Origin of the sequence: Synechococcus sp. CBW1002 (genome assembly GCF_015840915.1) — a bacterium.
GTDB lineage: Bacteria > Cyanobacteriota > Cyanobacteriia > PCC-6307 > Cyanobiaceae > CBW1002.
Map to the genome: position 1 here is coordinate 2,875,447 of NZ_CP060398.1, position 22,334 is coordinate 2,897,780.

Annotated in this window: 22 protein-coding genes; 13 read left to right on the forward strand and 9 right to left on the reverse strand. The window is 66.5% G+C overall.

Translation table 11 applies throughout. The features are described from left to right. Positions 1 to 121: 121 nt before the first annotated feature. From H8F24_RS14240 to H8F24_RS14250, 3 genes are read left to right on the forward strand one after another with little or no spacing between them, the layout of a single operon-like run. On the forward strand, positions 122 to 766 hold the full coding sequence (locus H8F24_RS14240; protein WP_197154993.1) for a Crp/Fnr family transcriptional regulator: 645 nt from the start codon (positions 122 to 124) through the stop codon (positions 764 to 766). Positions 767 to 774: 8 nt separating this feature from the next. Then, a complete protein-coding gene (locus H8F24_RS14245) occupies positions 775 to 1,554 on the forward strand; it encodes a response regulator transcription factor (RefSeq protein WP_370594833.1) in 780 nt (259 codons plus the stop codon). A 32-nt stretch (positions 1,555 to 1,586) separates the two neighbouring features. Then, entirely contained in the window at positions 1,587 to 2,792 is a 1,206-nt protein-coding gene (locus H8F24_RS14250) for a cell wall metabolism sensor histidine kinase WalK (protein ID WP_197170042.1), read from the forward strand. Between the two features lie 39 nt (positions 2,793 to 2,831). On the opposite strand, the gene H8F24_RS14255 is transcribed toward H8F24_RS14250, so the two are convergent. Continuing rightward, positions 2,832 to 4,370: a SulP family inorganic anion transporter gene (locus tag H8F24_RS14255; RefSeq protein ID WP_197154997.1), complete on the reverse strand. Its 1,539-nt coding sequence runs from the start codon at positions 4,368 to 4,370 to the stop codon at positions 2,832 to 2,834. 103 nt (positions 4,371 to 4,473) lie between these two features. Between H8F24_RS14255 and H8F24_RS14260 the strand changes: the two genes are divergently transcribed. Then, complete coding sequence (locus H8F24_RS14260) at positions 4,474 to 5,169, forward strand: Coq4 family protein (protein ID WP_197170043.1); 696 nt, start codon at positions 4,474 to 4,476, stop codon at positions 5,167 to 5,169. 27 nt (positions 5,170 to 5,196) lie between these two features. Here H8F24_RS14260 and H8F24_RS14265 read toward each other — a convergent pair whose 3' ends face one another. Further along, positions 5,197 to 6,885 (reverse strand): SulP family inorganic anion transporter, encoded by a 1,689-nt coding sequence (locus H8F24_RS14265; RefSeq protein ID WP_197170044.1) that lies wholly within the window; start codon positions 6,883 to 6,885, stop codon positions 5,197 to 5,199. Positions 6,886 to 7,126: 241 nt separating this feature from the next. Between H8F24_RS14265 and cysK the strand changes: the two genes are divergently transcribed. From cysK to H8F24_RS20245, 5 genes are all read left to right on the forward strand, one after another. Next, positions 7,127 to 8,104: a cysteine synthase A gene (gene cysK, locus H8F24_RS14270; RefSeq protein WP_197170045.1), complete on the forward strand. Its 978-nt coding sequence runs from the start codon at positions 7,127 to 7,129 to the stop codon at positions 8,102 to 8,104. Between the two features lie 309 nt (positions 8,105 to 8,413). Beyond that, positions 8,414 to 9,049, forward strand: coding sequence for a CAAD domain-containing protein (locus H8F24_RS14275; protein ID WP_197170046.1), 636 nt, complete (start codon positions 8,414 to 8,416; stop codon positions 9,047 to 9,049). Positions 9,050 to 9,203: 154 nt separating this feature from the next. Further along, positions 9,204 to 9,602 (forward strand): hypothetical protein, encoded by a 399-nt coding sequence (locus H8F24_RS14280; protein WP_197155004.1) that lies wholly within the window; start codon positions 9,204 to 9,206, stop codon positions 9,600 to 9,602. A gap of 81 nt (positions 9,603 to 9,683) precedes the next feature. Then, positions 9,684 to 11,432, forward strand: coding sequence for a cation-transporting P-type ATPase (locus H8F24_RS14285; RefSeq protein ID WP_197170047.1), 1,749 nt, complete (start codon positions 9,684 to 9,686; stop codon positions 11,430 to 11,432). 9 nt (positions 11,433 to 11,441) lie between these two features. Continuing rightward, a complete protein-coding gene (locus H8F24_RS20245; RefSeq protein ID WP_370594751.1) occupies positions 11,442 to 12,473 on the forward strand; it encodes an HAD-IC family P-type ATPase in 1,032 nt (343 codons plus the stop codon). Between the two features lie 5 nt (positions 12,474 to 12,478). Here the strand turns inward: H8F24_RS20245 and gorA are convergent, their stop codons facing one another. The 3 genes from gorA to H8F24_RS14305 form a co-directional block, all read right to left on the reverse strand. Continuing rightward, positions 12,479 to 13,885 carry a glutathione-disulfide reductase gene (gorA, locus tag H8F24_RS14295; protein ID WP_197170048.1) on the reverse strand — a complete coding sequence of 469 codons (1,407 nt, stop codon included), beginning with the start codon at positions 13,883 to 13,885 and terminating at the stop codon, positions 12,479 to 12,481. A 99-nt stretch (positions 13,886 to 13,984) separates the two neighbouring features. Further along, entirely contained in the window at positions 13,985 to 14,638 is a 654-nt protein-coding gene (locus H8F24_RS14300) for a pentapeptide repeat-containing protein (protein WP_231597853.1), read from the reverse strand. A gap of 41 nt (positions 14,639 to 14,679) precedes the next feature. Next, positions 14,680 to 15,045, reverse strand: coding sequence for a helix-turn-helix transcriptional regulator (locus H8F24_RS14305; protein WP_231597854.1), 366 nt, complete (start codon positions 15,043 to 15,045; stop codon positions 14,680 to 14,682). A 263-nt stretch (positions 15,046 to 15,308) separates the two neighbouring features. On the opposite strand from H8F24_RS14305, the gene H8F24_RS14310 reads away from it, so the two are divergent. Both H8F24_RS14310 and H8F24_RS14315 read left to right on the forward strand, forming a co-directional pair. Next, entirely contained in the window at positions 15,309 to 15,692 is a 384-nt protein-coding gene (locus H8F24_RS14310) for a ferritin family protein (protein WP_370594752.1), read from the forward strand. Positions 15,693 to 15,835: 143 nt separating this feature from the next. Then, positions 15,836 to 17,137: a NupC/NupG family nucleoside CNT transporter gene (locus H8F24_RS14315; protein ID WP_231597855.1), complete on the forward strand. Its 1,302-nt coding sequence runs from the start codon at positions 15,836 to 15,838 to the stop codon at positions 17,135 to 17,137. A 147-nt stretch (positions 17,138 to 17,284) separates the two neighbouring features. Here the strand turns inward: H8F24_RS14315 and H8F24_RS14320 are convergent, their stop codons facing one another. From H8F24_RS14320 to H8F24_RS14335, 4 genes are all read right to left on the reverse strand, one after another. Beyond that, entirely contained in the window at positions 17,285 to 18,223 is a 939-nt protein-coding gene (locus H8F24_RS14320; RefSeq protein WP_197172369.1) for a phycobilisome rod-core linker polypeptide, read from the reverse strand. Positions 18,224 to 18,525: 302 nt separating this feature from the next. Then, entirely contained in the window at positions 18,526 to 19,323 is a 798-nt protein-coding gene (locus H8F24_RS14325; protein WP_231597856.1) for an acyl-CoA desaturase, read from the reverse strand. Positions 19,324 to 19,498: 175 nt separating this feature from the next. Continuing rightward, complete coding sequence (locus H8F24_RS14330; RefSeq protein WP_231597857.1) at positions 19,499 to 20,437, reverse strand: ion channel; 939 nt, start codon at positions 20,435 to 20,437, stop codon at positions 19,499 to 19,501. After that, positions 20,434 to 20,685: a hypothetical protein gene (locus tag H8F24_RS14335; protein ID WP_197155025.1), complete on the reverse strand. Its 252-nt coding sequence runs from the start codon at positions 20,683 to 20,685 to the stop codon at positions 20,434 to 20,436. The genes H8F24_RS14330 and H8F24_RS14335 overlap by 4 nt, the downstream gene beginning before the upstream one ends. Positions 20,686 to 20,869: 184 nt before the next feature. Between H8F24_RS14335 and H8F24_RS14340 the strand changes: the two genes are divergently transcribed. Beyond that, the gene (locus H8F24_RS14340; RefSeq protein ID WP_197155027.1) at positions 20,870 to 21,535 is read left to right on the forward strand and encodes a Fe2+-dependent dioxygenase; all 666 of its coding nucleotides are present in this window, start codon (positions 20,870 to 20,872) and stop codon (positions 21,533 to 21,535) included. Positions 21,536 to 21,632: 97 nt separating this feature from the next. Continuing rightward, a complete protein-coding gene (locus H8F24_RS14345) occupies positions 21,633 to 22,322 on the forward strand; it encodes a biliverdin-producing heme oxygenase (RefSeq protein ID WP_197170052.1) in 690 nt (229 codons plus the stop codon). Positions 22,323 to 22,334 lie beyond the last annotated feature (12 nt).

The following is a 22,334-nucleotide window of genomic DNA, read 5'->3' on the forward strand; positions in this document are numbered from 1 at the left end:
GGCCTGAACGACCTGTCCAGGCGCTCTTAGCCTCGACTTAATCAAGGCACTACCTCATCTTGGTGCTTGGGGCGTGTCGCGCTCCATACAATCGCCTGCAAACCGCCACCCGGCACTCCTCATGGTGTTCACCCCTTCCCCGGAAGCAGGCCGCAGCGATGGCTTCCGGGCTGTGCTGGAGGAGTGCTATCAGAAACGCAGCCTGGTTCATCTCGCTGCCGGCAGCAGTGTGCCGTTACTGCGTCACACCATCTGGCTGGTGGTGCGGGGCATGGTGAAACTCGGTGCGGTATCGATTCACGGCGATGAGTTGTTGCTTGGTCTGGCCGGTCCGAATGAACCCTTCGGCGAGCCACTCACCGATGTGCAGGCCTTCCAGGCGATCACGGTGACCGATACGGACCTGCTCTGCTTCACCTCTCAGGACATCCAGAACGATCCTCAGTTGGCCACGGCCATGTTGCGTGCCGTGGCGGCCCGTCAACGCCAGAGTGAGGCGATGCTGGCCCTGCTGGGTCTGCGACGCATCGAGGAGCGGCTGCGCGGCTTCCTCGAGCTGCTGGCTGAGCAGTATGGCCAGCCCTGCCCCCAGGGGCTGCGCCTCAATCTGCGCCTCACCCACCAGGATCTCGCCAGTGCCCTCAGCACCACCCGCGTCACCGTGACGCGCATCCTCGGTGTGCTGCGTGACGAAGGCTGGTTGCAGATCGACGACGAGCGTCGCCTGGTGATCGGCTTCACCCCGTCCCGCAAGATCCGCCCATGACGGCGACCCTGGTCGTGGCACCGTTGGGTGAGGCCGAGCAGTCCACTCTGCTGAACCAGGCTTCCATCACCAACAATGGGGGTATGCCTGCCTCTGTTCTGGTCGTCGAGGATGACGACACCATCCGTGAGACCGTCTGTGAGGCCCTGGCCCTCGAGGGCTATGCCGTGACTGGCTGCAGCAATGGCCGCAAGGCCCTTGATCTCCTCCACTCCGATGCGACGGAGCAGGGGAGCGAAGGATTTGCATTGGTGGTGCTGGACCTGATGCTGCCCGGTCTGGGGGGCCTTGATCTCTGTCGAAAGCTGCGCCAGGTGCACAACCAGACCCCGATTCTGGTGGTGAGCGCGCGCGATTCGGAAACGGATCGGGTGCTGGGCCTCGAGGTGGGAGCTGATGACTACCTTGTCAAGCCGTTTGGCATGCGTGAGCTGGTCGCCCGCTGCCGCGCCCTGATGCGCCGCAGCACCCTGCAGCAGCGGGATGAGCGCCAGATGCTGCAGCACGCCAACCTCTGCCTCTATCCGGAGGAATGCCGGGTTCTGCGCGATGGTTTGGAGGTCAACCTCTCCCGCCGCGAATTCCGGCTGCTGGAGCTGTTCATGCAGCATCCACGCCGGGTCTGGAGCCGCGACAAACTGCTGGAACGTCTCTGGGGATTCGATTATTTCGGTGATCCCAAGACCGTTGATGTCCACATCCGCTGGCTGCGCGAGAAGATCGAAGATGATCCGTCGGCACCGCAGCATGTGCAGACGGTGCGGGGCTTCGGTTATCGCTTCGGCTGAGGCGTGCCGGTGGGGCCGCTTGCGGCCGTGAGATGAACGTTGTGGTCGGATTTGGGCTTGGAGTGGCAGCGGGTCTGCTGGCTGGCTGGTGGTTGGCGGGTTGGTCTCGGCGGCGAGGGCGGGGGCGCGCCATACCGTCGCAACGCCCCGGCCGTCGTCAGCTGCTGCGCTGGATTGAGGCGGCACCCCTGGGCTGGATGCTGCTGGATGGGGAGGGTGTGATCCGCACCATCAATCCCCGTGCTGTGCGATTGCTGCAGTTATCAGCGGCTGGTCTCCACCGGGGTGAGCCGCTTCAGGCACTCTGCCGTGCACCGCAGCTGCGCAGCGCCATCGACAGCGCCCGCAGCCAGCAGCGGCTTCAACGGCTGGAATGGCAGCACGGGGAAGAGGATCTGGAGGTGCATGCCCTCCCCGGTGACGATGGCTGGGTGGCGGTGCTGCTGCAGACCCGCCGCTCCCTGGAAGCCCAGCTGGAGCAGCAGGAGCGCTGGGTCAGCGATGTGGCCCATGAGCTCAGGACCCCCCTCACGGCCCTGCTGTTGGTGGGCGACAGCCTCGCTTCCCAGGTGAACAGCCGCCATGCGGTGCTGGTGGAGCGGCTGCAGCGGGAGTTGCTGCGGTTGCAGCAGCTGGTGGGGGATCTGCTGGAGCTGTCGCGGCTGGAGAACGCCCTGCCTGGAGATCCGGGTCGCAGCGATCCGGTCGATCTGGGTGCCCTGGTGGAAAAGGTGTGGGCAGGTCTGCGTCCCCTGGCGGAACAGCGCCGGATCGAGTTGGCCCTGCACCGGGTGCCCCGACAGCCACCGGAGCCGGAAGGGGAGGATCCGGCCCCGACGGTGGTGTGGGGCGATGGGTCGCGGCTGCATCGGGCCCTGCTCAACCTGCTCGATAACGCCATCCGCTATGCGCCTGATGGCACGGCGGTTCAGGTGGATCTGGTCAGCAGTGGCGACTGGACACTGCTGAGCGTTCGTGATCACGGCCCCGGCCTCAGCGAGCAGGATCTGACCCATCTGTTCGAGCGCTTCTATCGCGGCGATCCCTCCCGGGTGCGCAGCAAACGGACCGGCAGTGGCCTGGGCCTGTCGATCGTGCAGCAGATCGCCGTGACCCAGGGTGGACGGGTCCAGGCCCGCAACCACCCCGAGGGGGGTGCGGTTCTGGAGTTGTGGTTGCCGGAGCGGGGCACACGCCGGCGGGAGCGTCCGTTCAGCGCCTGGCCATCGGGCCGCTAAGGCCGTCAGTCTGGGATGGCAATCCGGCTGTCCAGGTCATCAGTGGGCTCCAGCCAGGTCTCCGCCGCGTCCGCCGGCCTCCTCTGCCATGCCGATCCGGGCGAACAGGTCGGTGCTGGCGGGGTTGAGGTGAATCACCTCCACGGAGCTGCCTCCGAGCTTGATGCGGCGGATCACCTGATCGAGGGCGGTGACTCCGCTCTGATCCCAGATGTGCGCCTCTCCCATATCGATGCTGACCCGGGCCGGATGCTCATGCACATCGAAGCCCTGGCGGAAATAGATGCTGCTCACGAAGAACAGCTGACCCCGCACCGTGTAGATGCGATGGTCGTCGCCGTCGAGGCGACTCTCCACCTCGATCACCTTGGCCACCTTACGGCTGAACAGGATGCCCGCCAGGGCCACACCCGCCAGCAGACCGATGGCCAGGTTGTGGGTGAGCACGGTGATGACCACCGTGAGCACCATCACGGCGGTGTCGCTGCGGGGGATTCGGCGGATTTCGGTGATCGAGCGCAGATTGGCGGTGTTGATCGCGATCATGATCATCACGCCTACCAGGGTGGCCATGGGGATCTGATTCACCCACTCGCGGGCCAGCAGGATCATCGCCAGCAGGCTCATGCCCGAGGTGAGGGTGGAGAGCCGGGTGCGGCCGCCATACCCCACGTTCATGACCGACTGGCCCACCAGGGCACAGCCCGGCATGCCGCCGAACAGCGCGCTGACGATATTGCCGATCCCCTGTCCGCGGGCCTCGACGTTCTTGTGGCTGGTCTGGTCGGTGATGTCGTCGAGGATGTCCTGGGTGAGGAAGGTCTCCATCAGCCCCACCAGGGAGATGGCCAGAGCCGTCGGCAGGATCAGCCCGAGGGTGTTGAGGTTGAAGGGCACCTGGGGCAGACCGAAGCTCGGCAGACCCTGGGGCAGGGTGCCGAGCGACGCCACCGTGGGCACATCCAGCTTCAGCTGGATGGCGATCCCCGTGGTGATCAAGATGGCGATCAGGGCCGAGGGAATCACCTTGGTGACCCGTGGCAGCAGATAGATCAGCACCAGGGTGAGCAGGGTCAGGCCCCACACCGCCGGCAACTGGGCGGGCTGCACCGTCACCACCTCGGGGTGGAAGGCGTCGAGGCCGAGCTGGGGGAGCTGGGCCAGCAGGATCAGGATCGCCAGGGCATTGACGAAACCAGCCATCACCGGCTGGGGCACGAAGCGCATCTGATGGGCCAGGCGCAGATAGCCCCAGGCGATCTGCAGCAGGCCCGTGAGGATGCCGGCGGCCAGCAGAAACTGCAGCCCCAGGCCCGCCCCCAGAGCATCGCCCTGCTGCACCAGGCCGGTCATCAGCAGGGCCGTGGAGCCGGTGGCCGAGGTGATCATCGCCATGCGGCCGCCCACGATCGCCAGGGTGACCGCCAGGCAGAAGGCACCGAACAGGCCCACACTGGGATCGACCCCGGCGATGCCGGAGAAGGCGATCGCCTCGGGGATCATGGCGAAGGCCACCACCAGGCCGGAGAGGACGTCGCGGTGGGGCTGCTGCCACCACTCGCGCAGCGGGACTTGCATCAGGAGTTTGGGTATCTGTTGGCTGGCTGTCCAGCGTCGCAGGCGCCCACCGGTCAGCGTTGCCAGAGGTGGGGCGATGCTGGAGGTAGGCGCGCGTCCAGGGATGGCTCGATTCGGTGAACTGCTCAGGGCCGCCAACAACCTCAAATTGCTGGCGGCGATCGGCCGCAGTGGCGGCGACCTGGGTTCGGTGGCGGATCTGGTCGACAACATGCTCGACACACCGCAGATGGAGGCCTGCATCGGCCGCTTTCGCAGCGTCCCTGGTGGTGCCGCGATGATGGATGCCCGATACCCGCCCCTGCAGCCGGATCTGGATCGGCTGATCCAGCTGCCGGAGGGAAGCCTGGGCCGCAGCTACGCCCAGCTGATTCGTCAGCTCGACTACGACCCTGAATTCTTCCGGCCCAGGCCCACGGGAACCCAGGCCCACTGGTTGACCCAGCGCATCGCCACCACCCACGACATCCACCATGTGGTGAGTGGATTCGGCACGGTTTCCGAAGGGGAAAGTGGGGTGCTGGCGATCACCGCCTGTCAGATCGGCTTTCCCGCCTACGTGCTGCTCACCACAGCCGGACAACTGGCCACCTTCCGCTTCCAGACCGAGCGCCTGCCGCGACTGAGCGCGGCTGTGGCGCACGGCATGGCGATGGCTCGGCAGGCGAGTTGCCTGGCCGTGGCCCACTGGGAAGAGGGCTGGCACAGTCCGGTGGCCGATTGGCGGGAGGAGCTGGGGATCCTCGAACCCGCCGATGGTGAGCCCTATGGACTGACCCCAGCAGTACCCGCCGCCTGAGCCGAGCCCCGCAGAATCTCCCTGCGTTCAGACGAGCCCCGCAACCGCTCGCTCGAGCGCCTCATGACGACTGATCTCGAGGTGATCCACCGGCAGCTTGGCGTAGAGACCAAGCCTCTCGAGCCGCTTGCGGGTGGTGCCGTTGGCCCCCACCACAAACACCTGCCGACCTTTCTCCAGGGCCTCCTCCACCGCGTTTTCAACGGCGAGGGCTGCGGTGACCCCCAGGTGGGACACCTCCGTGAGGTCAAACACGATGGCCTGGCAACTGCCGATGGCGTTGTGCTCCCGGTCGATCGCCTTGGCCACCCCGAAGATCATGGCGCCGGTCAGCTGGAACAGCAGCACCTTGCCGTTGCCCCGATCCAGCAGGGCCTTCTCCTCACTGGGCAGATTGAGCTCGCCGTCGGCGGTGCTGACGGATTTCACCTGCTTCGACTGGAGCGAACTCATCCGGTCGATGGTGAGGATGTTGGCGATGAACACGCCGATGCCCACGGCCGCGATCAGATCGACCAGCACGGTGAGGCCGATCACCAGATACATGATCAGGGCGCCCTTGATCGAGATCCGATGGGCGCGCTTGAGGAAGCTCCAGTCGACGATGTCGACACCCACTTTCAGGGCGATGCCGGCCAGCACCGCCTGGGGGATCTGGGCCGCCAGGCGCGTGCCCGCCAGGATCACCAGCATCAGCACCAGGGCGCGGGTGATGCCCGAAAGGGCGCTGCGGCCACCGGCCTGGATGTTCACCACCGTGCCCATGGTGGCGCCGGCACCGGCGATGCCGCCGAACAGGCCCGAGACGAGGTTGCCGAGGCCCTGGCCGATCAGCTCCTTGTTCGAATCGCTCTCGGTGCGGGTGATGCTGTCGGCGATCACCGCCGTGAGCAGGGCATCGATACAGCCCAGCATCCCGAGCACGGCGCCGTTGACGAGCATCGTCTCCAGCTGGGGCAGGGAGAAGTAGGGCAGCTGCAGCTTCGGAAAACCGGAGGCGATCTCGCCGATCCGGCGGATCTCTTCACCATCGCCGCCGCCACTCAGCAGCGAGAGGGACAGGAGCGTGCCCAGGATCAGGGCGATCAGCTGGGGCGGCGCAATCGTCTTGACCTTCGATGGCGTCAGCCAGAGGATCGCCAGGGTGATCACCGCCAGGATCACTTCGGTGGGCCGGGCGCTGGTGATCAGGCCCGGCAGGGCATTCAAGGTGCCGAGCACCCCACCTTTGGGAATCGCCTGCCCCAGAAAGGGACCGATCTGAAGAATGATCAGGATGAAGCCGATCCCGGACATGAAGCCCGAGATCACGGTGTACGGCATCATCGTGACGTAACGGCCCAGCTTCAGGAAGCCGAACAGGATCTGGAACAGACCCGCCAGCATCACCACGGTGAAGGCCATGGCCAGGCCGTGTTCCGGATTCTGGGAGGTGAGTTTGGCAATCACCGCCGTCATCACCACTGTCATCGGACCGGTGGGCTCCGAGATCAGGGTGGGGGTGCCGCCGAACAGGGCGGCGAACAGGCCAACCAGCACGGCCCCCCAGAGGCCTGCGGCGGCACCAGCTCCGGAGGCGACACCGAAGGCCAGGGCCATGGGAAGGGCGATCACCGCGGCGGTGACGCCACCGAACAGGTCCCCCTTGATGTGCTGGGAGCTGATCCGGTTGAACACTGCCGAGGGCGAGAACGCCGGCGCAGCGGGAGGCGACATGGAGATGCAGACAAGGGAAATGTTCCGAAGGCACAGCGTCAGATGCTTGCCCGATACAGGCCGCCGGAGTGACGCGAACATTAGGGAGGAGGCTCCGTTCGCGTGGGCTCATCCGGAAACCGGGCCATCGCTCTTCACAAAGACACTGTCCGTATGGCCTGTTTTCCCAGGGTTTTGCTCCTGCTGATGAAGGCATCCGAAAAGGGGCTGCCTAGGGTGCCAGCGGATTTGGTACCGGCGGATGAGCCCGATCTATACCGACAACAGCCTCAGCATCGGCAATACCCCGATGGTGCAGCTTAACCGGGTCACGGCCGGTTGCGGGGCGAGGGTTCTCGCCAAGATCGAGGGGCGCAATCCCGCCTATTCGGTGAAGTGCCGCATCGGTGCGGCCATGATCTGGCAGGCCGAGCAGGCCGGACGGCTGGGTCAGGGCAAGGAACTGATCGAACCCACCAGCGGTAACACCGGCATCGCCCTGGCCTTTGTGGCGGCCTCGCGCGGTATTCCCCTGACGCTCACCATGCCGGAAACCATGAGCCTGGAGCGGCGCAAGCTGCTTACGGCCTATGGCGCCCGTTTGATGCTCACCGAGGGGCGGCTGGGCATGGGCGGGGCGATCGGGGCTGCCAAGGAGCTGGCCGAGTCTGATCCGGATCGCTACGTGCTGCTGCAGCAGTTCAGCAATCCCGCCAATCCCCAGATTCACCACGACACCACGGGCCCCGAGATCTGGAACGACGCTGATGGCGAGGTGGACGTTCTGGTGGCGGGGGTCGGCACCGGCGGCACGATCTCCGGCGTGAGCCGCTACATCAAGACCACTCTGGGCCAGCCGTTGGTCTCGGTGGCGGTGGAGCCGGTCAACAGTCCGGTGATCAGCCAGGCGAAGGCCAACCTGCCGCTGCAGCCCGGATCCCACAAGATCCAGGGCATCGGGGCCGGTTTCCTGCCCGACAACCTGGATCTGGATCTGGTCGATCGCGTCGAAACCGTGAGCGACGACGACGCGATGGGCATGGCGCGCCGTCTGATGTGTGAGGAAGGCATCCTGGCCGGCATTTCCTGCGGAGCAGCCACCGTTGCTGCCTTGCGGCTGGCGCGGGAGGAGGCTTTCGCCGGCAGGACGATCGTGGTGGTGCTTCCCGATTCCGGTGAGCGCTATCTCAGTTCGGCCCTCTTCGAAGGCGTGTTCAACGAGCGTGGCCTGGCGGTCTGAACCAACCCGTGTTGACACCGATGAAGGGTGCGGGAGAGGCCTTGTATAAGGGGAGGATCCGTCGCAGCCGAAGGTCCGATGCCGGAGAACGACTCCCCAGCTGGTATCCCAGCCGAAGCGCAACCTGTCGAAGCGCAACCAGCTGAAGCGCAACCAGCTGAAGCGCAACCAGTTGAAGAGCAACCAGTTGATGCTCAGCCAGAAGCTTTTCATCCACCAGCCGAGTCGTCTGAGCCAGCGCAGTCAGCTCCCTCTAAGCCCGAGATGCACCAGCCTTCAGCGGGTGTGCCAGGGACTGTCGCTGAGCCGGTGCCGTCGCCGGTGCCGGTGCCGGTGCCGGAGCCTGTCGCTGAGCTGCAGTCCGGTTCTGAGCTGAAGGCCCCGCCGCTCGAGAACCCTGTTGCGGCCATCGCGTCAGCGCCCGAAGCCGCCAGAGAGGGGGATGTTCACGTTGAGGTCATGTCTGCGACGGCTGTCCCGGTGGCGAGCCCTGCCCCCGCCCCCGTTCTGGAGGATCTGCCTGAGAAGCCTGTGGTGCAGGCGATCCATCCTGTGATTCCGGTGGCTGAGCCCGCGCCCCTGGCCCCGCGGCCAGCGCAGCCAGCAGGGGCAGCGGCCGAAACCTCTGCCGCAGAGGCCCTGCGGTTGCCGCTCCAGTTTCTCAATCAGGTGCTGGGCAAGCTTGGAGCATCCCAGCTGAAGTCCTTCGAGGATCTGCTGCCGGTGGCGCGGCTGCTGCTCCTGGCCGTGGTGGCCGGTGTGGCGCTCAAGCTCACGGGTGCCACCTTGCAGGCTATCGATGAGTTGCCCTTGATTGGTGGCCTGCTGGAGCTGGTCGGTCTGGTGGCGGTGCTTAATTTTCTCGCCCGCAACGCCCTGCGGCAGCAGAAGCGCGCCGAGCTGCTCAGCCGTATCCACCAGATCCGCAAGGATCTGCTGGGTTAGGCCTGGTCACGACGGATTTCGGTCAGAACCGGCCTGGTCTGGAGCGGCTTCAGTCGATCATGGCTTCCGTAACGGCATGGCACCGCCTGGGTCGCGGAGCTGACGGCCGCTCCTACCCTCCCAACAAACCGATTGTTCCGTCTGCAGCCGAGGCATGAGCCATCTCCGCGAGATCATGCAGCGCCTCAATGCAAAGGCGCCTTCTCCAGCCACGCCGCCGGCCCAGCTGGAGGGGCACCTGACTGCCTACGAACGGCAGCTGCACGACTGCAGCGATTCGATGCTCCAATACGAGGCGGTCTGGCTGGAAGAGCATCTGCAGGGTCTGGATCTCTGTGCCAGCAAGCCAGAGATGCGCGCGGCGGCCGGCGGTGCCGCCCATGTGGCCCTGCTGCGCCAGGAGAGTGAACGCTTCATCAGCCTGCTGCACGCTGAGATGGAGCGCCGCGAGCTTCAGCCGGCTCGGCATCGGGCTGCCGTGGTTCCCACCGAGCACGCCTGGGAACTGACCAATCCAGCGATCCGCCAGGCCTGGGGCATCGACGTCTCCTGAGCTTCAAAAAGGCACTGCCCGCCAGCACTGACGCCGTGAGTCTGGCGATCCACTCTTGGATCACCCTGCCGCTCAGGCTTCGTGCTGCTCTCCGCCGCCCAGCCGATCTGGTCGCTCCCGCAGAGCGAGGTGTGCGACGCCCTGCAGACCACCCCGACCGGGCTGAGCAGCGCCGAGGCTCTGCGGCGACTGGAGCGCTTCGGGCCCAACAGTCTGCCGGCCCTGCGTCGCCGCTCCCTCTGGCTGCGGTTCGTGGATCAGCTGGTGCATTTCATGGCCCTGTTGCTCTGGATCGCCGGCGGCCTGGCCTTTGTTGCAGGGACCCCGGCCCTCGGCTGGGCGATCTGGGCCGTGGTGCTGATCAACGGGGCGTTCTCCTTCTGGCAGGAATTCCAGGCTGAACGCACCCTGGCTGCCCTGACGCGCGCCCTGCCCCGCCAGGTGCAGGTGTGGCGCGATGGTCAGCTGCAGACCTGCCAGGCCGATCAGCTCGTTCCAGGCGATCGGGTCGCCCTGGAGGAAGGCGATCAGGTGCCGGCGGATGGGCGCCTGCTCGAATCGATCCGGCTTTATCTGGATGTGTCGGTTCTGACCGGCGAATCCCTGCCGGTGGCCCGTCAGGCCGAAACGCTGCCGCCGGAGCGCAGTGACCATCCGATCCCCACGCGCGAGCGCTCCAATCTGGTGCTGGCCGGCACCACCGTGACCGCCGGCCGTGGCATCGCCGTGGTCTATGCCACCGGCGCCGAGACCGAGTTCGGTCAGGTGGCCCACCTCACGGCCAGCACCGAACGCAGCCCCAGCACCCTCGAACGGCAGGTGGCCCGCATCGTGCGGGTGATCACCACGATCGCGGTCTCGATGGGGCTGCTCGTGTTCGGTCTCAGCCTCGTGTTTGTCGGTATGGGGCCCTTGGAGGGCCTGGTGTTCGCCGTGGGGATCCTGGTGGCGAATGTGCCGGAGGGACTGCTCCCCAGCGTCACCCTCGCCCTGGCCCTGAATGTGCGCCGCATGGCCCAGCGCAACGCGTTGGTGCGGCGTCTGTCGGCGATCGAAACGCTCGGCTCGGTGAGCGTGATCTGCAGCGACAAGACCGGCACCCTCACCTGCAATCGCATGGCAGTGGAGGACACCTGGCTGCCGAACCCGGACCCGCTGCTGCACAACTGGTTGCTGGTCTGGTCGTGCCTGTGTTCCAACGCCCATCTCGAGCTGGCCCCGGCCCGGCATGTGGTGGGCGATCCCACCGAGGCGGCCCTGCTGGTGGCGGCCGATGCGGCCGGACTGAACCCCGAGCGGTTGCCCCAGCTCCATCCCCGCCGCCAGGAGATTCCGTTTGATTCGCACCGCCGTCGCATGAGCGTGGTGGTGGAGGCGGGCCCTGGCTGGCAGTCCGGTGGAATGGGCTGGGGCTGGCTGGAGTCCCAGGCTCTGGTCATCACCAAGGGGGCGCCGCTGGAAGTGCTCGACCATTGCGTGTCGGGTATGGCTGCGGCGGGTCCGATCCCCTTGCTGGAGCCTGAGCGTCGCCGCATCCGCGAGGCCAATGACCGGCTGGCGAGCCAGGGTTATCGGGTGATCGCCGTGGCGATACGGCTGCTGCCCCACGATGGCGGGTCCGGCACGGATGCCAGTGAGGCTGTGGAGCAGCAGCAGGTGTTCGTGGGGTTACTGGGGTTGTACGACCCCCCACGGCCGGAGGTTCCCGAGGCGATCCGGCGCTGCCGCGAGGCCGGCATCAAGGTCACCATGGTGACGGGCGACTACGGCGTGACCGCCCAGGCCATCGCCCAGCAGATCGGCCTGCTCGAGCCCAGCGCCGTCCGTTAGGCGGATCCGGTGCGGGTGATCGAGGGTGGCGCCCTGGCCCGGATCAGTGATGTGCAGCTGCGCCAGCTGCTCAAACACCGCACCCGTCTGGTGTTTGCCCGAATGGCTCCAGAGCAGAAGCTACGGCTGGTGCAGGCCTATCGCGCCCTCGGGGAGGTGGTGGCCGTGACCGGCGACGGTGTCAACGATGCCCCGGCCCTGCGCGCCGCTGATGTGGGCCTGGCGATGGGATGCAACGGTACCGATGTCGCCCGGGAAGCGGCGGACATCGTGCTGCTGGACGACAACTTCGCCACGATCATCGAGGCGATCCGCTACGGGCGGGCCGTGGTGAGCAACATCGGCAAATTTCTCACCTACATCCTCGCCTCCAACGTGCCGGAGATCCTGCCGTTTCTGGCGATGGTGGCGCTGCGCATCCCCGCGGCCCTCACGGTGCTGCAGATCCTGGCGGTGGATCTGGGCACCGATCTGCTGCCGGCCCTGGGTCTGGGGGCGGAGCCACCGGAGGCCGGTGGCATGCGCCGACCACCGCGGAAGCGGGATACGCCGTTGCTGAGCGGAGCCCTGTTGCTGCGGGCCTACCTGTTCCTCGGCTTGATCGAGGCCGTGCTGGCCATGGGGGGCTATCTGCTGGTGTGGCAGGGGGCGGGCTTTGATCTGGCGGCGCTGCGGCAGCTGGCGCCGGCCCTGTTGCATCGCAGTGCTCCAGCCGAGTTGCTCTGGTTGCAGCGGCAGGCCTCCGCCGTGGCCTTCTGCCTGATCGTGTTCTCCCAGGTGGGTGTGTTGCTGGCCTGCCGCAGGGAGCGGAGCAGCGGCTGGTCGCTGCCGGCCTGGCGGGACAATCCCCTGCTCTGGATTGGGGTCATGGCTGAGCTGGCCCTCACCGCCGCCTTGATCCTGACGCCGGCCCTGGCGGAGTTGTTCGCCATGGCCCCCTTCCCTGCCGCCTGGCTGCCCTGGATGCTGGTGGCTCCGGTGACCATCCTGCTGGCGGATGATCTGCGCAAGGGTCTGCTGCCGCTGCAGCGTGCCGGTTGACAGGCTCAGTTGGCCATGGTCACGAATTCTTCAGACACGCTGGGGTGCAGGGCCATGGTTCGGTCGAAGTCCGCCTTGGTGGCTCCCATGCCGATCGCAATGGCGGCCATCTGGATGATCTCGGCGGCGTGCTCACCCACCATCTGAACCCCCAGGACCCTGTCGGTGGCCGCCTCCACCACCAGCTTGAGCAGCACCCGCGGACCTCGAGCGGGCAGGGCCTGGGCCATGGGGCGGAACCGGGCCCGATGCACCCGCAGGCCCTCAGGGCCGCAGCGGGCGATCGCCTCCTCTTCGCTCAGGCCCACCGTGGCCAGTTCCGGCTGACTGAACACGGCACTGGCCACCAGGTCGTGGTTCACCTGCCTGGGTTTGCCGCCATACACCGAGTCGGCGAAGGCGCGCCCCTCATCCACCGCCACCGGGGTGAGGTTGATCACGTCGGTGGCATCTCCCACCGCGTAGATATGGGGCACGTTGGTGGCCTGGTTTCTGTCCACCGGGATGCGCCGGCCATTGTCTGTGGCCACGCCGGCCGCATCCAGGTGCAGAGGCTCCAGATGGGGATGGCGGCCGGTGGCCAGCAACACCCCACCACAGGCGATCTGTTCGCCGCTCTGGGCTGTCACCACCAGGGCCCCCGGCTCTCCTGCGATCTGGGCGGGGCTGTGGGCGAAGCGGATGTCGATGCCGCCCGCTTCCATGCCCTCCTGCACGGCGTGGGCGGCCTCCAGATCAAAGCCGCGCAGCAGGTGATCACCGCGCACCAGCTGGGTCACCTGGACGCCGAGCCCATTGAGGATGCAGGCGAATTCGCAGGCGATGAAGCCCGCACCCACGATCACGACCCGTTCCGGCAAGGATTCGAGCAGGAACAGGTCGTCGCTCACCCAGCAATGCTCGGCCCCCTGGATCAGCGGGCGGGTGGGTCGGCCCCCCACGGCGATCAGGATCCGTTCACCGCGCAGGATGCGGGGCGGGCTGCCGGGGGCCGGATCCGATTCCGAGGACTGGTCACGGAGGGTGGCTGGTGTTGCCGTCACTGCCACGCTGCGGGAATCGAGGAAGTGGCCCCAGCCACGTACCAGCTCCACCCCCGCCTTCTCGAGCAGGCCGATGTGCAACTGGTTGAGCCGATCCACTTCGGCGCGCACGTTGGCGAGCAGGGTGCCGGCGTCGTGGCGCACCTCTCCCATCGACCAGCCGTAGCTGGCCGCATCGGCCAGCAGGTGCTTGTAGGCGGAGCCGTAGACCAGCAGTTTCTTGGGCACGCAGCCGCGGATCACGCAGGTGCCGCCCACCCGATCCCCCTCCACGATCGCCACGCGGGCGCCGTAGGAGGCGGCCCGTTTGGCGGCGGCCAGGCCGCCGGAGCCGGCACCGAGCACGATCAGATCGAAGTGGTCGCTCATGGCAGGGGAGCTCTCGATGCCTATCGCTGGGCCTCAAGCTATGTCAATCGGGCGAACTCACTCGGGCGAGGTCTCTGAGGTCAGGTGATCAGCGGGCGTTCAGTCGGGCAGCAGGGTGCCGCTGAGGACGGCCTTGTCGAGCCGGGCGCTGGCCAGGGATGTGTCGCGCAGGTCGCAGCCGCTCAGATCGGCTTCACTCAGATCGGCGCCCGAGAGGTTGGCGCCGTAGAGGCAGGCGCCGCGCAGGTCGGCGCCGTGCAGCTGGGAGCCCTGCAGCTGGGCATAGCTGAGATCGGCACCCCGCAGATCGGCCCGGCCCAGATCAGTGAGCTGGTCGAGGCCGCTGCGGAAATCGGCCTCCACCAGGCGGGTGTCGCGCCAGTGGCTGCCGGCTGCCACCACCCCCCGCAGGCAGCAGCGGTGCATCAGGGCCCCGGAGAAGTCGGCGTTCTGGAGCCGGGCGCCGGAGAGATCGGCGTCGTGCCAGAAGGAACCCGCGGCCTGCAGCCCGGAGAGATCCGCTCCCCGGAGCAGGGCCCCCTGGAAACGGCAACCGGTCACCTGGGCCCGTTGCCAGCGGCTGCGGCCGAAGCGGGCTTCCTGGAAGGTGCCTCCGCTGAGGTCACAGTCGCTCAGGTCGAGATCGACACCATCGAGATCACGGAGCTGCAGGCCCGGGAACTGCCGATCTCCAGCGGCGAGGGCCTGGCGCAGGCTTTCAAGATCGGTGGGCAGACCTGGCGAGACAGGCACGTCTGCAGAGGAGGGAGACGACACAGCAGCTCGGCAGCCTGTCAGAGGATCGCCGCCAGGGCGTCGAGCTGCTGGCGCTTCGCCGAGAGCATCAACTTTTCGGCGCGGGCCAGCAACTTGAACACGCTTTTATCGATCACCTCGTAGAACACCAGGCTTCCCTCCGGCCGTCGCCGCACCACACCGGCGATGGTGAGCAGCTTGAGGTGTTTCGATACCAGGGCCTGGCTGTGGCCTGTCTTCTCCACCACGGCCGTCACATTGAGCGGTCCGGTGCGCAGGGCGTCGAGCACGGCGAGCCGGTTGGGTTCGGAGAAGACCTTGAAGTATTCGGCGAGGGCGTCCATCGCGGAGAAGGCCGCAGCAGGCGGCGATGGCTGAAGTCCAAGCCTAGCGCGGATCTCCATCATCTGCTCAACGCGCTCTGCTGTTTCAAGGAAACTGGCAAGACGTTGTATTGCGATGACGTTGTTTCAAGTTGTCCTGTCCCAGCCCGGCACAGCCCGGCCGTTCCGGTCGCGCCCTCGCCCCGGCTTCGAGTCCATTCCATGCTCGGCGCGATGGAGGCCGATGACAACCGCGAGCACGTTGATCGCAAGGCGCCGTTGAACCGGCTGGGTCATCGTTCAGCAGCGGAGACGGAGGCCCAAGAGAGTGATCTGGTGCAGTCGTGCGTATTGGATGTTCCGGCTTTCTGCTGTTCAAGGAGCTCTCCCGCCGATTGCAGAAGGCTGGCCGTCCGGAGCTCAGCCGCCTGTTCAACCTGATGGCCCGCGATGAGGCGCGCCATGCCGGCTTTCTCAACCGTGCCCTGATGGCCGAAGGCATCGAGATCGATCTGCCCAGCCTCGGCACCAAGCGACCGATCACCTGGTTTCCGCTCAGCTGGGTGCTGGATTCGTTCTGCCTCACGGAATACATCGGCACCTGGCGTTCCATCCTCATCGACCGCCCTCTCAAGGCCCATCCTGACCATGCCTTCGCGCCGTTGTTCGATTGTTTCGAGCCCTGGTGTCAGGACGCGAATCGGCATGGAGACTTTTCAACCCGTTGATCCGTTGCTGGCCTGGACTGCGTCAGGGGCTTCAAGGGCGACTGCTTCGTCGATTTCCAAGGTCCAGCCATCGCAGCCATGGCCGCAGGATGGGCCGCGCCGCCTTAAGTTGACGCCGCTACAGCACCCGTGGCAAAAGGACCATGCTCTGGCAGGCGGTGCGAGGAACTCTGGGAATTGCATTGCTGCTTTTGGTGGCGTGGTTGTTCTCGCAGGATCGGAGGGCCACGCCCTGGCGGCTGATCGGGGTGGCCCTGGCCACCCAGCTGGGGCTTGGGGTGTTGCTGTTTCAGCTGGCGTTCGGCCGGGTGGTGTTTTCCTGGCTGAATGGGGCTGTGGTGGCGCTACTGGCGCCTGCCCGCACGGGTGCTGAATTCGTGTTTGGCCCGCTGGCGGTGCCCGCGGGCGAACAGGGCAGCCTGGGCTTGATCCTGGCCTTCCAGGCCTTCCCGATTGCCATTTTTTTCGCAGCTCTCACGGCTCTGCTCTATCACCTGGGGGTCATGCAGAGGGTGATTGCCACTCTGGCGCGCTTCTTCCGCCGGAGCCTGGGAATCACAGGCGTGGAGGCAACCGTGACCGCCAGCAATGTGTTTGTGGGGATTGAATCGATGCTCACGATTCGCCCTTATCTGGCCACTGCCCAGCCGCATGAACTGGCGGTGGTACTCACCGCCGGCATGGCCACCATCGCCAGCACCATGCTGGGGCTGTATGTGGGTGTGCTCCAGCCCCACTTTCCGGGCATTGCCGGCCATCTGATCACGGCCAACCTGCTGAGTGCTCCGGCGGCAGTGATGATGGCGCGCCTCCTGGTGCCGGCACCGCTGGTGCGGCTGCCTGTACCAGCCAGCGAATCACGGCCGCTGCTGCCCGAGCCGGTGCAAGAGGTGCGCTATGGGAGCAGCGTGGAGGCCATCACCCAGGGCGCCAACGATGGACTGAAGCTGGCCGTGGGCATCACGGCCGTGCTGATTGCCTTCGTTGGACTGCTCGCCTTGACCAATTCAGGCATCGGCTGGGTGGGCGGCTGGTTCGGCCAGCCGCAGGCCACGCTGCAATCCCTGCTGGCCTGGGTGTTTGTTCCGTTTGTGTGGATGATCGGAGTGCCCTTCAGCGACGCGGTACCAGCTTCGGAACTGCTGGCGTTGCGGCTGGTGGCCACGGAGGTGCCTGCGTTCGTCAGCCTGGCCAGCAGCCTGCAGGCGGGCCAATGGAGCGATCCGCGCTCGGTGGTGATCCTCGCCTACGCACTCTGCGGCTTTGCCCATCTCCCCTCGCTGGGAATCTTTGTGGGGGGGTTGTGTGCGTTGGCGCCCGAGCAGAAGGGAGTGGTGGGAACACTGGCCTGGCGCGTGCTGCTGGCCTCCACGCTGGCTTGCCTGCTCACCGGTGCAGTGGCAGGATTGCTGGGTGGATTCACGGGATTCTCGTTGACACCATAAGCGTTGTTGGTGCTGATGCCAGAGCTGCGGGCACCAGATGTGCTGGCCCGAAGCATGACGACGCGCCGAAAACTTTTGGTTGAGGGGCTCCCGCCATCGGGGAGCCCCCACTGCTCAGGTGTTGTTGGCGACCCTGGGCAGCAGCTCTCAGCTCACCGCTACATCCACAACCCGGCCGCCGAGGCGATTGACCCGACGCAGGGCTTCATTCATGCGGCTGAAGGGAATCCGCAGCACGTAGGCACCACTGCGGACGTAGGAATTGTCGGCGATGCCGGTGGCGGTGATCGTCACCACGCGGCCAGAGGCGTCGCTGCTGCGGCTGCCGGCATCCACCCGCAGGGCTTCGCGGCGATGGCTCTGGGTGGGGGTGCTGCGGAACTCACCGGACTCGAACGACTCGCCCAGATCGTGGGTCGTGCTCACCAGGGCCTGGAACGGTCCTTCGGTGGAGACAATCACCACTCGGGGTGCCGAACCCTGGACGGGCAGAGCCCGATCCTGATGGAGGGCTTTCCCAAGCCGGAACTGGTTGCCGGAGGCATCGCCCTTGGCTGAGGCGGCGGCGCCACGGGCCAGTTGCATCAGCCAGGAGAACTGGCGGCCCTCATGGCCCTTGGAGTAATCCCAGCCGTGCAGATAGGGAACGGTATCCTGACCAAAACGCTCCTGATATTCGACGCTATCGATGTAGGAATCAATCTCTGCATCATAACCCTGCTCCTGCAGGATTGTGAAGTGATGCAGCATCTCCGCCTTGTTCTGGGGAGCCCGGCCGAGCAGATGCTTGTGGTTGAGCTCAATGAAACGGTAGGGATTGCTGTTCTCGAAGAAGCGGCTGCGGTAGAGGCCGCTCTTGGCGACGGCCCGCACCAGCTCGCGGACGTTGAGGTAATCGTTGCGGAACAGGGATTCCACGGCGCTCAGCCGTTCGCTGGCCATCACGTATTGATAGCCGAGAACCTGCCGATAGACCGCCCGGATGATGGTGCTTTTGTCGTCGGAAGAAGCATGCGACCAGCTTTCCTTGTCGCGATCATTGGCGAAGCGATCAATGCCCAGCTGGGGCGCTCTGACCAGGGTCATGCGAAGAATGGCAAAAGGGCTAGGGGAGGGCACATGGCAACAGTCATGGCCGGCGCGATGCTAGGTGTAACTGTCCGAGGAAATCATGCAACGGCGTCGCTGTATGCAAACTCTACGAATCTACTGCTTGAATGATGCGTTTGCTCACGAAATATGTAGTCATGTTATGAGCATCTCGTCCGGTCGACCTCCCTATCCATCCGCTCCGGCTCGAACCCCCTGAGCTCTTGATCTCTCGAGCTCCTGGGCCTCCGTTCCTGGCTCCTCGTCCCTGAAGCTGAAGCTTCGCCCGGGCTTCGGCGTCAGGCCCGCATGCGGCTGGCCTGATGGCTGTCCAGTCGGATCAGGTCAGCTGTGCTGCCACCGCTTTGGCGGCGACGAGCCCGCAGGGCCTGGTCGGAGGGGAGGCGCAGCTGGCTGGCCAGGCCCAGCTGCTTCAGCAGCAGGATGAAGCGATAGGTGGGATCGGGCAGGACAACCGGTTCGCCCTGGCGCAGGCCCAGGCCCTGGCGGGCTGAGGAGGGGAAGGCGTGGTGCAGGTTGTGCCAACCCTCACCCAGGGTGATCAGGGCGACCCAGCGGCTGTTGCGGCTGGCATCGCCGCTCTCGAAGGGCTGCTCTCCCCAGAGGTGGGCCGCGGAGTTCACCGTCGCCACGCCGTGGAACAGGACCGTGGTGCTGAGGCAGAAGGCCGCCAGCCAGGGCAGGCCGCCCAGGGCGTAGGAGAGGCCCGCCAGGGCCAGCACCGGCAGCATGTGCAAGCGGTCGATCGCCCGCAGCACCGGATCGGCTTCCACATCCGCAGGCAGCTGTTCGGGGAAGAAGCTGCTGCCCAGCAGCCAGCCCGCCTGGGAACGCCAGAGGCCATGCCACCAGCCCGTCGCCGGCTGCAGGGGGCTGTGGGGGTCGCGGGGGGTGTCCACATGGCGATGGTGCTGCTGGTGATGGGCCTTCCACCAGCTCGGTCCCATCTGTCCGGCGGAGGCCGCCACCAGGGAGCCAAGCCACCAGATCGGCCGCGGTGCCCGGTAGCTGCCGTGGGTGATCAACCGGTGGTAGATCGCCGTGGTGGCCAGCATCCGCGCCAGATACAGCCCCACGGCCCACAGCGCTGCTCCCAGCTCCAGGCCCGTGCTCAGCAGCAGCAGGCAGCCCAGATGGCTGAGGATGATCAGAACGGGGCCACATCCGTAGGCCAGCCGGCGGCGAAGAGGGATCAGAAATCAGCTCACAGCAGGACTGATCCTAGGCAGCCGACATGGCTCGACTGAACGGTCAGCCTTCCTCCGCCCGTTCTTCCCCGGGGTCTGGCATTGGGCAGGCGCGCGTCTGGTGGAAGCGGGAGAAGTCGATCACCGCCCGGGCACCGTCGGTTTCCACCATGTCCACGAAGCAGCGCCCGAAGGCGATGCAGTCGACCGGATAGCTGGCGTGGGCGTGGATCGGACGCTCCAGGATTCCGTCGGTGCCGCTGAAGGACACCACCACCTCGGCATGGTCCACCGCCAGCTGGTCGGGACCCAGTCCCCACAGGGGGCTGTCGCGGTTGATCGGATGCATCGCCGTCCAGGCCAGGGTGAAGGCGATGCCGTCTTCCCGGCTGAGGCGCAGGGGATGCAGTCGCCGCATCCGGTGGCCTTCGCTGCTGCGCTCGTCGATGCTGAGGTAGGCCTTCAGATTCGCTCCCAGGATGGTGTTGCGTCGCTCATTGGCCACCCGGAAGGTGAGGGTGGGAACGCCGTTGTAGGGATGCACCGCCGCCAGGCTGGAGAAACGGATCCGGGCCGAGCTGCGGGAAAAGCGGGCAAAGGCCAGGCCGGTGGTGAGGGCGATGAAGATCAGCCCCGTCAGCGCCTCGGCGGTCACGATCAGGTGGGCGGTGAGGCTGCTGGGGTGGAGCACGCCGTAGCCGATCGAGCCCAGGGTCTGGACGCTGAAGAAGAAGGCGTCCGCGAAACTGGCCGCGCCTCCGCCTGAAACCCCGCCGATGCCGGCCGGATCCAGCCGGTACAGCGCGGCGAACAGCAGGTTGATCAGCAGGTACAGCGTCGTGATCAGCCCCAGGAACAGGGGCCACGACACGGACAGCATCAGCAGGTAGGGCTCTCGCCAGTGGCGGAAGCCGCTCTGTGCCTCGGTGATCGTGAGCAGGCCCCTCAGGCGTCTGGCCTGTTCCCGTTGTTCGGGTCGGCGCTGCGGCCGCCTCTGGCTCACTCCTCGCCGCCTTCGCCGCCTTCACCGCCTTCATCTGAACCGTGCATCTCCTGATCCTTGGTCTTGCCCTGCATCGCCCCCTCGCCCATCGCTTCCTTCTGCATCTTCGGTGCGGTCTGCGGAGCCGGCGTGCTCATGCCGGACGACTCTTCGCCGCCGCTGCCGGAGTCGGGTGCCTTGCCGCAGCCCACGGCTCCGGCCATCAGGCCGGCGGTGGCAAGAAACAGAGCGATGCTGGGGCGGGCCATGGAGGTGGTGCGGCTGGCCACCATTCTTGAGGAGTCCGCGCCCGGCGGTGGCTGCTGGGCGGAGCAGGTCGTGATCCATCGGTCTCACTGATGTGATCAACCGCCGCAGTGGTGCGGATCAACAGGCACAGCGCGGCGTGATCCAACGGCAAAGCATGGTGGGATCCACCGACGGCCTCCGTTCATGCGCTTCATTGTCGAGCCCCTGTTCAGCCCTGAGGCGACCCGTGCCCTGGCTGAGGCGCTGCGGGCCGACGACGCTCCCTGGCGGCCCGGTGCCGAAACCGCCGGTTGGCATGCCCGCGGGGTGAAACGCAACCGGCAGCTGGAGCGGGGCTCCGACCTGCATCACCAGCTGGAGGCTCAGGTGCGGGAGGCCCTGCTGGCCGATCCGCTGGTGCGTTCGGCGGCCCTGCCGCTGCATGTCCATGGGGTGCTGTTCAGCCTCACCGGCCCTGGCGAGGGCTATGGGCGCCATGTCGACAACGCCTTCATGGCCGGTGGTCGCTCTGACCTGTCCTTCACGGTGGCCCTCACCGATCCAGCGGCCTACGAGGGTGGTGATCTGGTGCTGGAGTCGCCGGATCGGGAGGAGCGCGTGCGTCTCGGCTCAGGCCAGGCGATCGTGTATCCCAGCACCCTGCTGCATCGGGTCGAGCCGGTCACCGCCGGTGAGCGCCTGGTGGCGGTGGGCTGGATCCAGAGTCGCATCCGCAGCAGTGAACAGCGGGAACTGCTGTTTGAGCTGGACGCGGCGCGGCGGGCCCTGTTTCAGCAGCAGGGCAAGGGGGAGATCTTCGATCTGCTCTGCCGCAGCTACACCAACCTGCTGCGGATGTGGGGTGAGTGAGGCCGGCGCCCCGGAAGCCATGTAACAGTCTTTCTGCGTAACAACAGTAGCGTTATACAGTTTGACTGTTTCTTCGTCGCTTTCGGCGTGTCCGCCCATGACTGCTGCCATCCCCGGGTCCATCTCGGACCATGCCCGGCCTGCCGATGCCGTGATGCGCAAGGGGTTCGGGCCACGCGTCCGGCGGCTGCATGGCCGCATCGGCGCCGCGCACCACAAAGCGGAAGGCATGGCCTTCTCCCGCTCGCTGCTGGCCGGAGAAGCCAGTCCGCTGCAGCTGGCCGCCCTGCTGCGGGCCCTGGCACCCGCCTACGCCCTGATCGAGCGGCGGGGGCCGGCCCTGGCGGAGGCCCTCGGGGCCACGCTGCCCTGGGCTGATCTGGCTCGCAGCGCCGCCCTCGGCCATGACCTGGCCCAGCTGGAGGCTGCGGCCGTTCCCGCCACGTCTCCGTCTGCCGCCGCCAGCTCCTGGCTCGAGCAGCTCTCCACCCTCGCTGAGACCGCGCCCCACCGCTTCCTCGCCCACGTGTACGTGCGCTACGGCGGTGATCTCTCCGGCGGGCAGCAGCTCAGCGAGCAGGCCAATGCCATCCTGCGCCGCCACGGCCTGCCCGCCGTGGAGTTCTGGCAGTTCGACCGGCCCCTGAGTGAGCTCAAGCAGGGTCTCCACGACGGCTTCGAGCAGCTGCGGCTCAGCGAGTCCCAGGAGCAGGAGCTGCTGCAGGAAGCGGAGGACGCCTTCCTCGCCACCCAGCGCCTGCTGGCCGAACTGGGCGAGCTGGTCTGAGCGGAGCGCCGC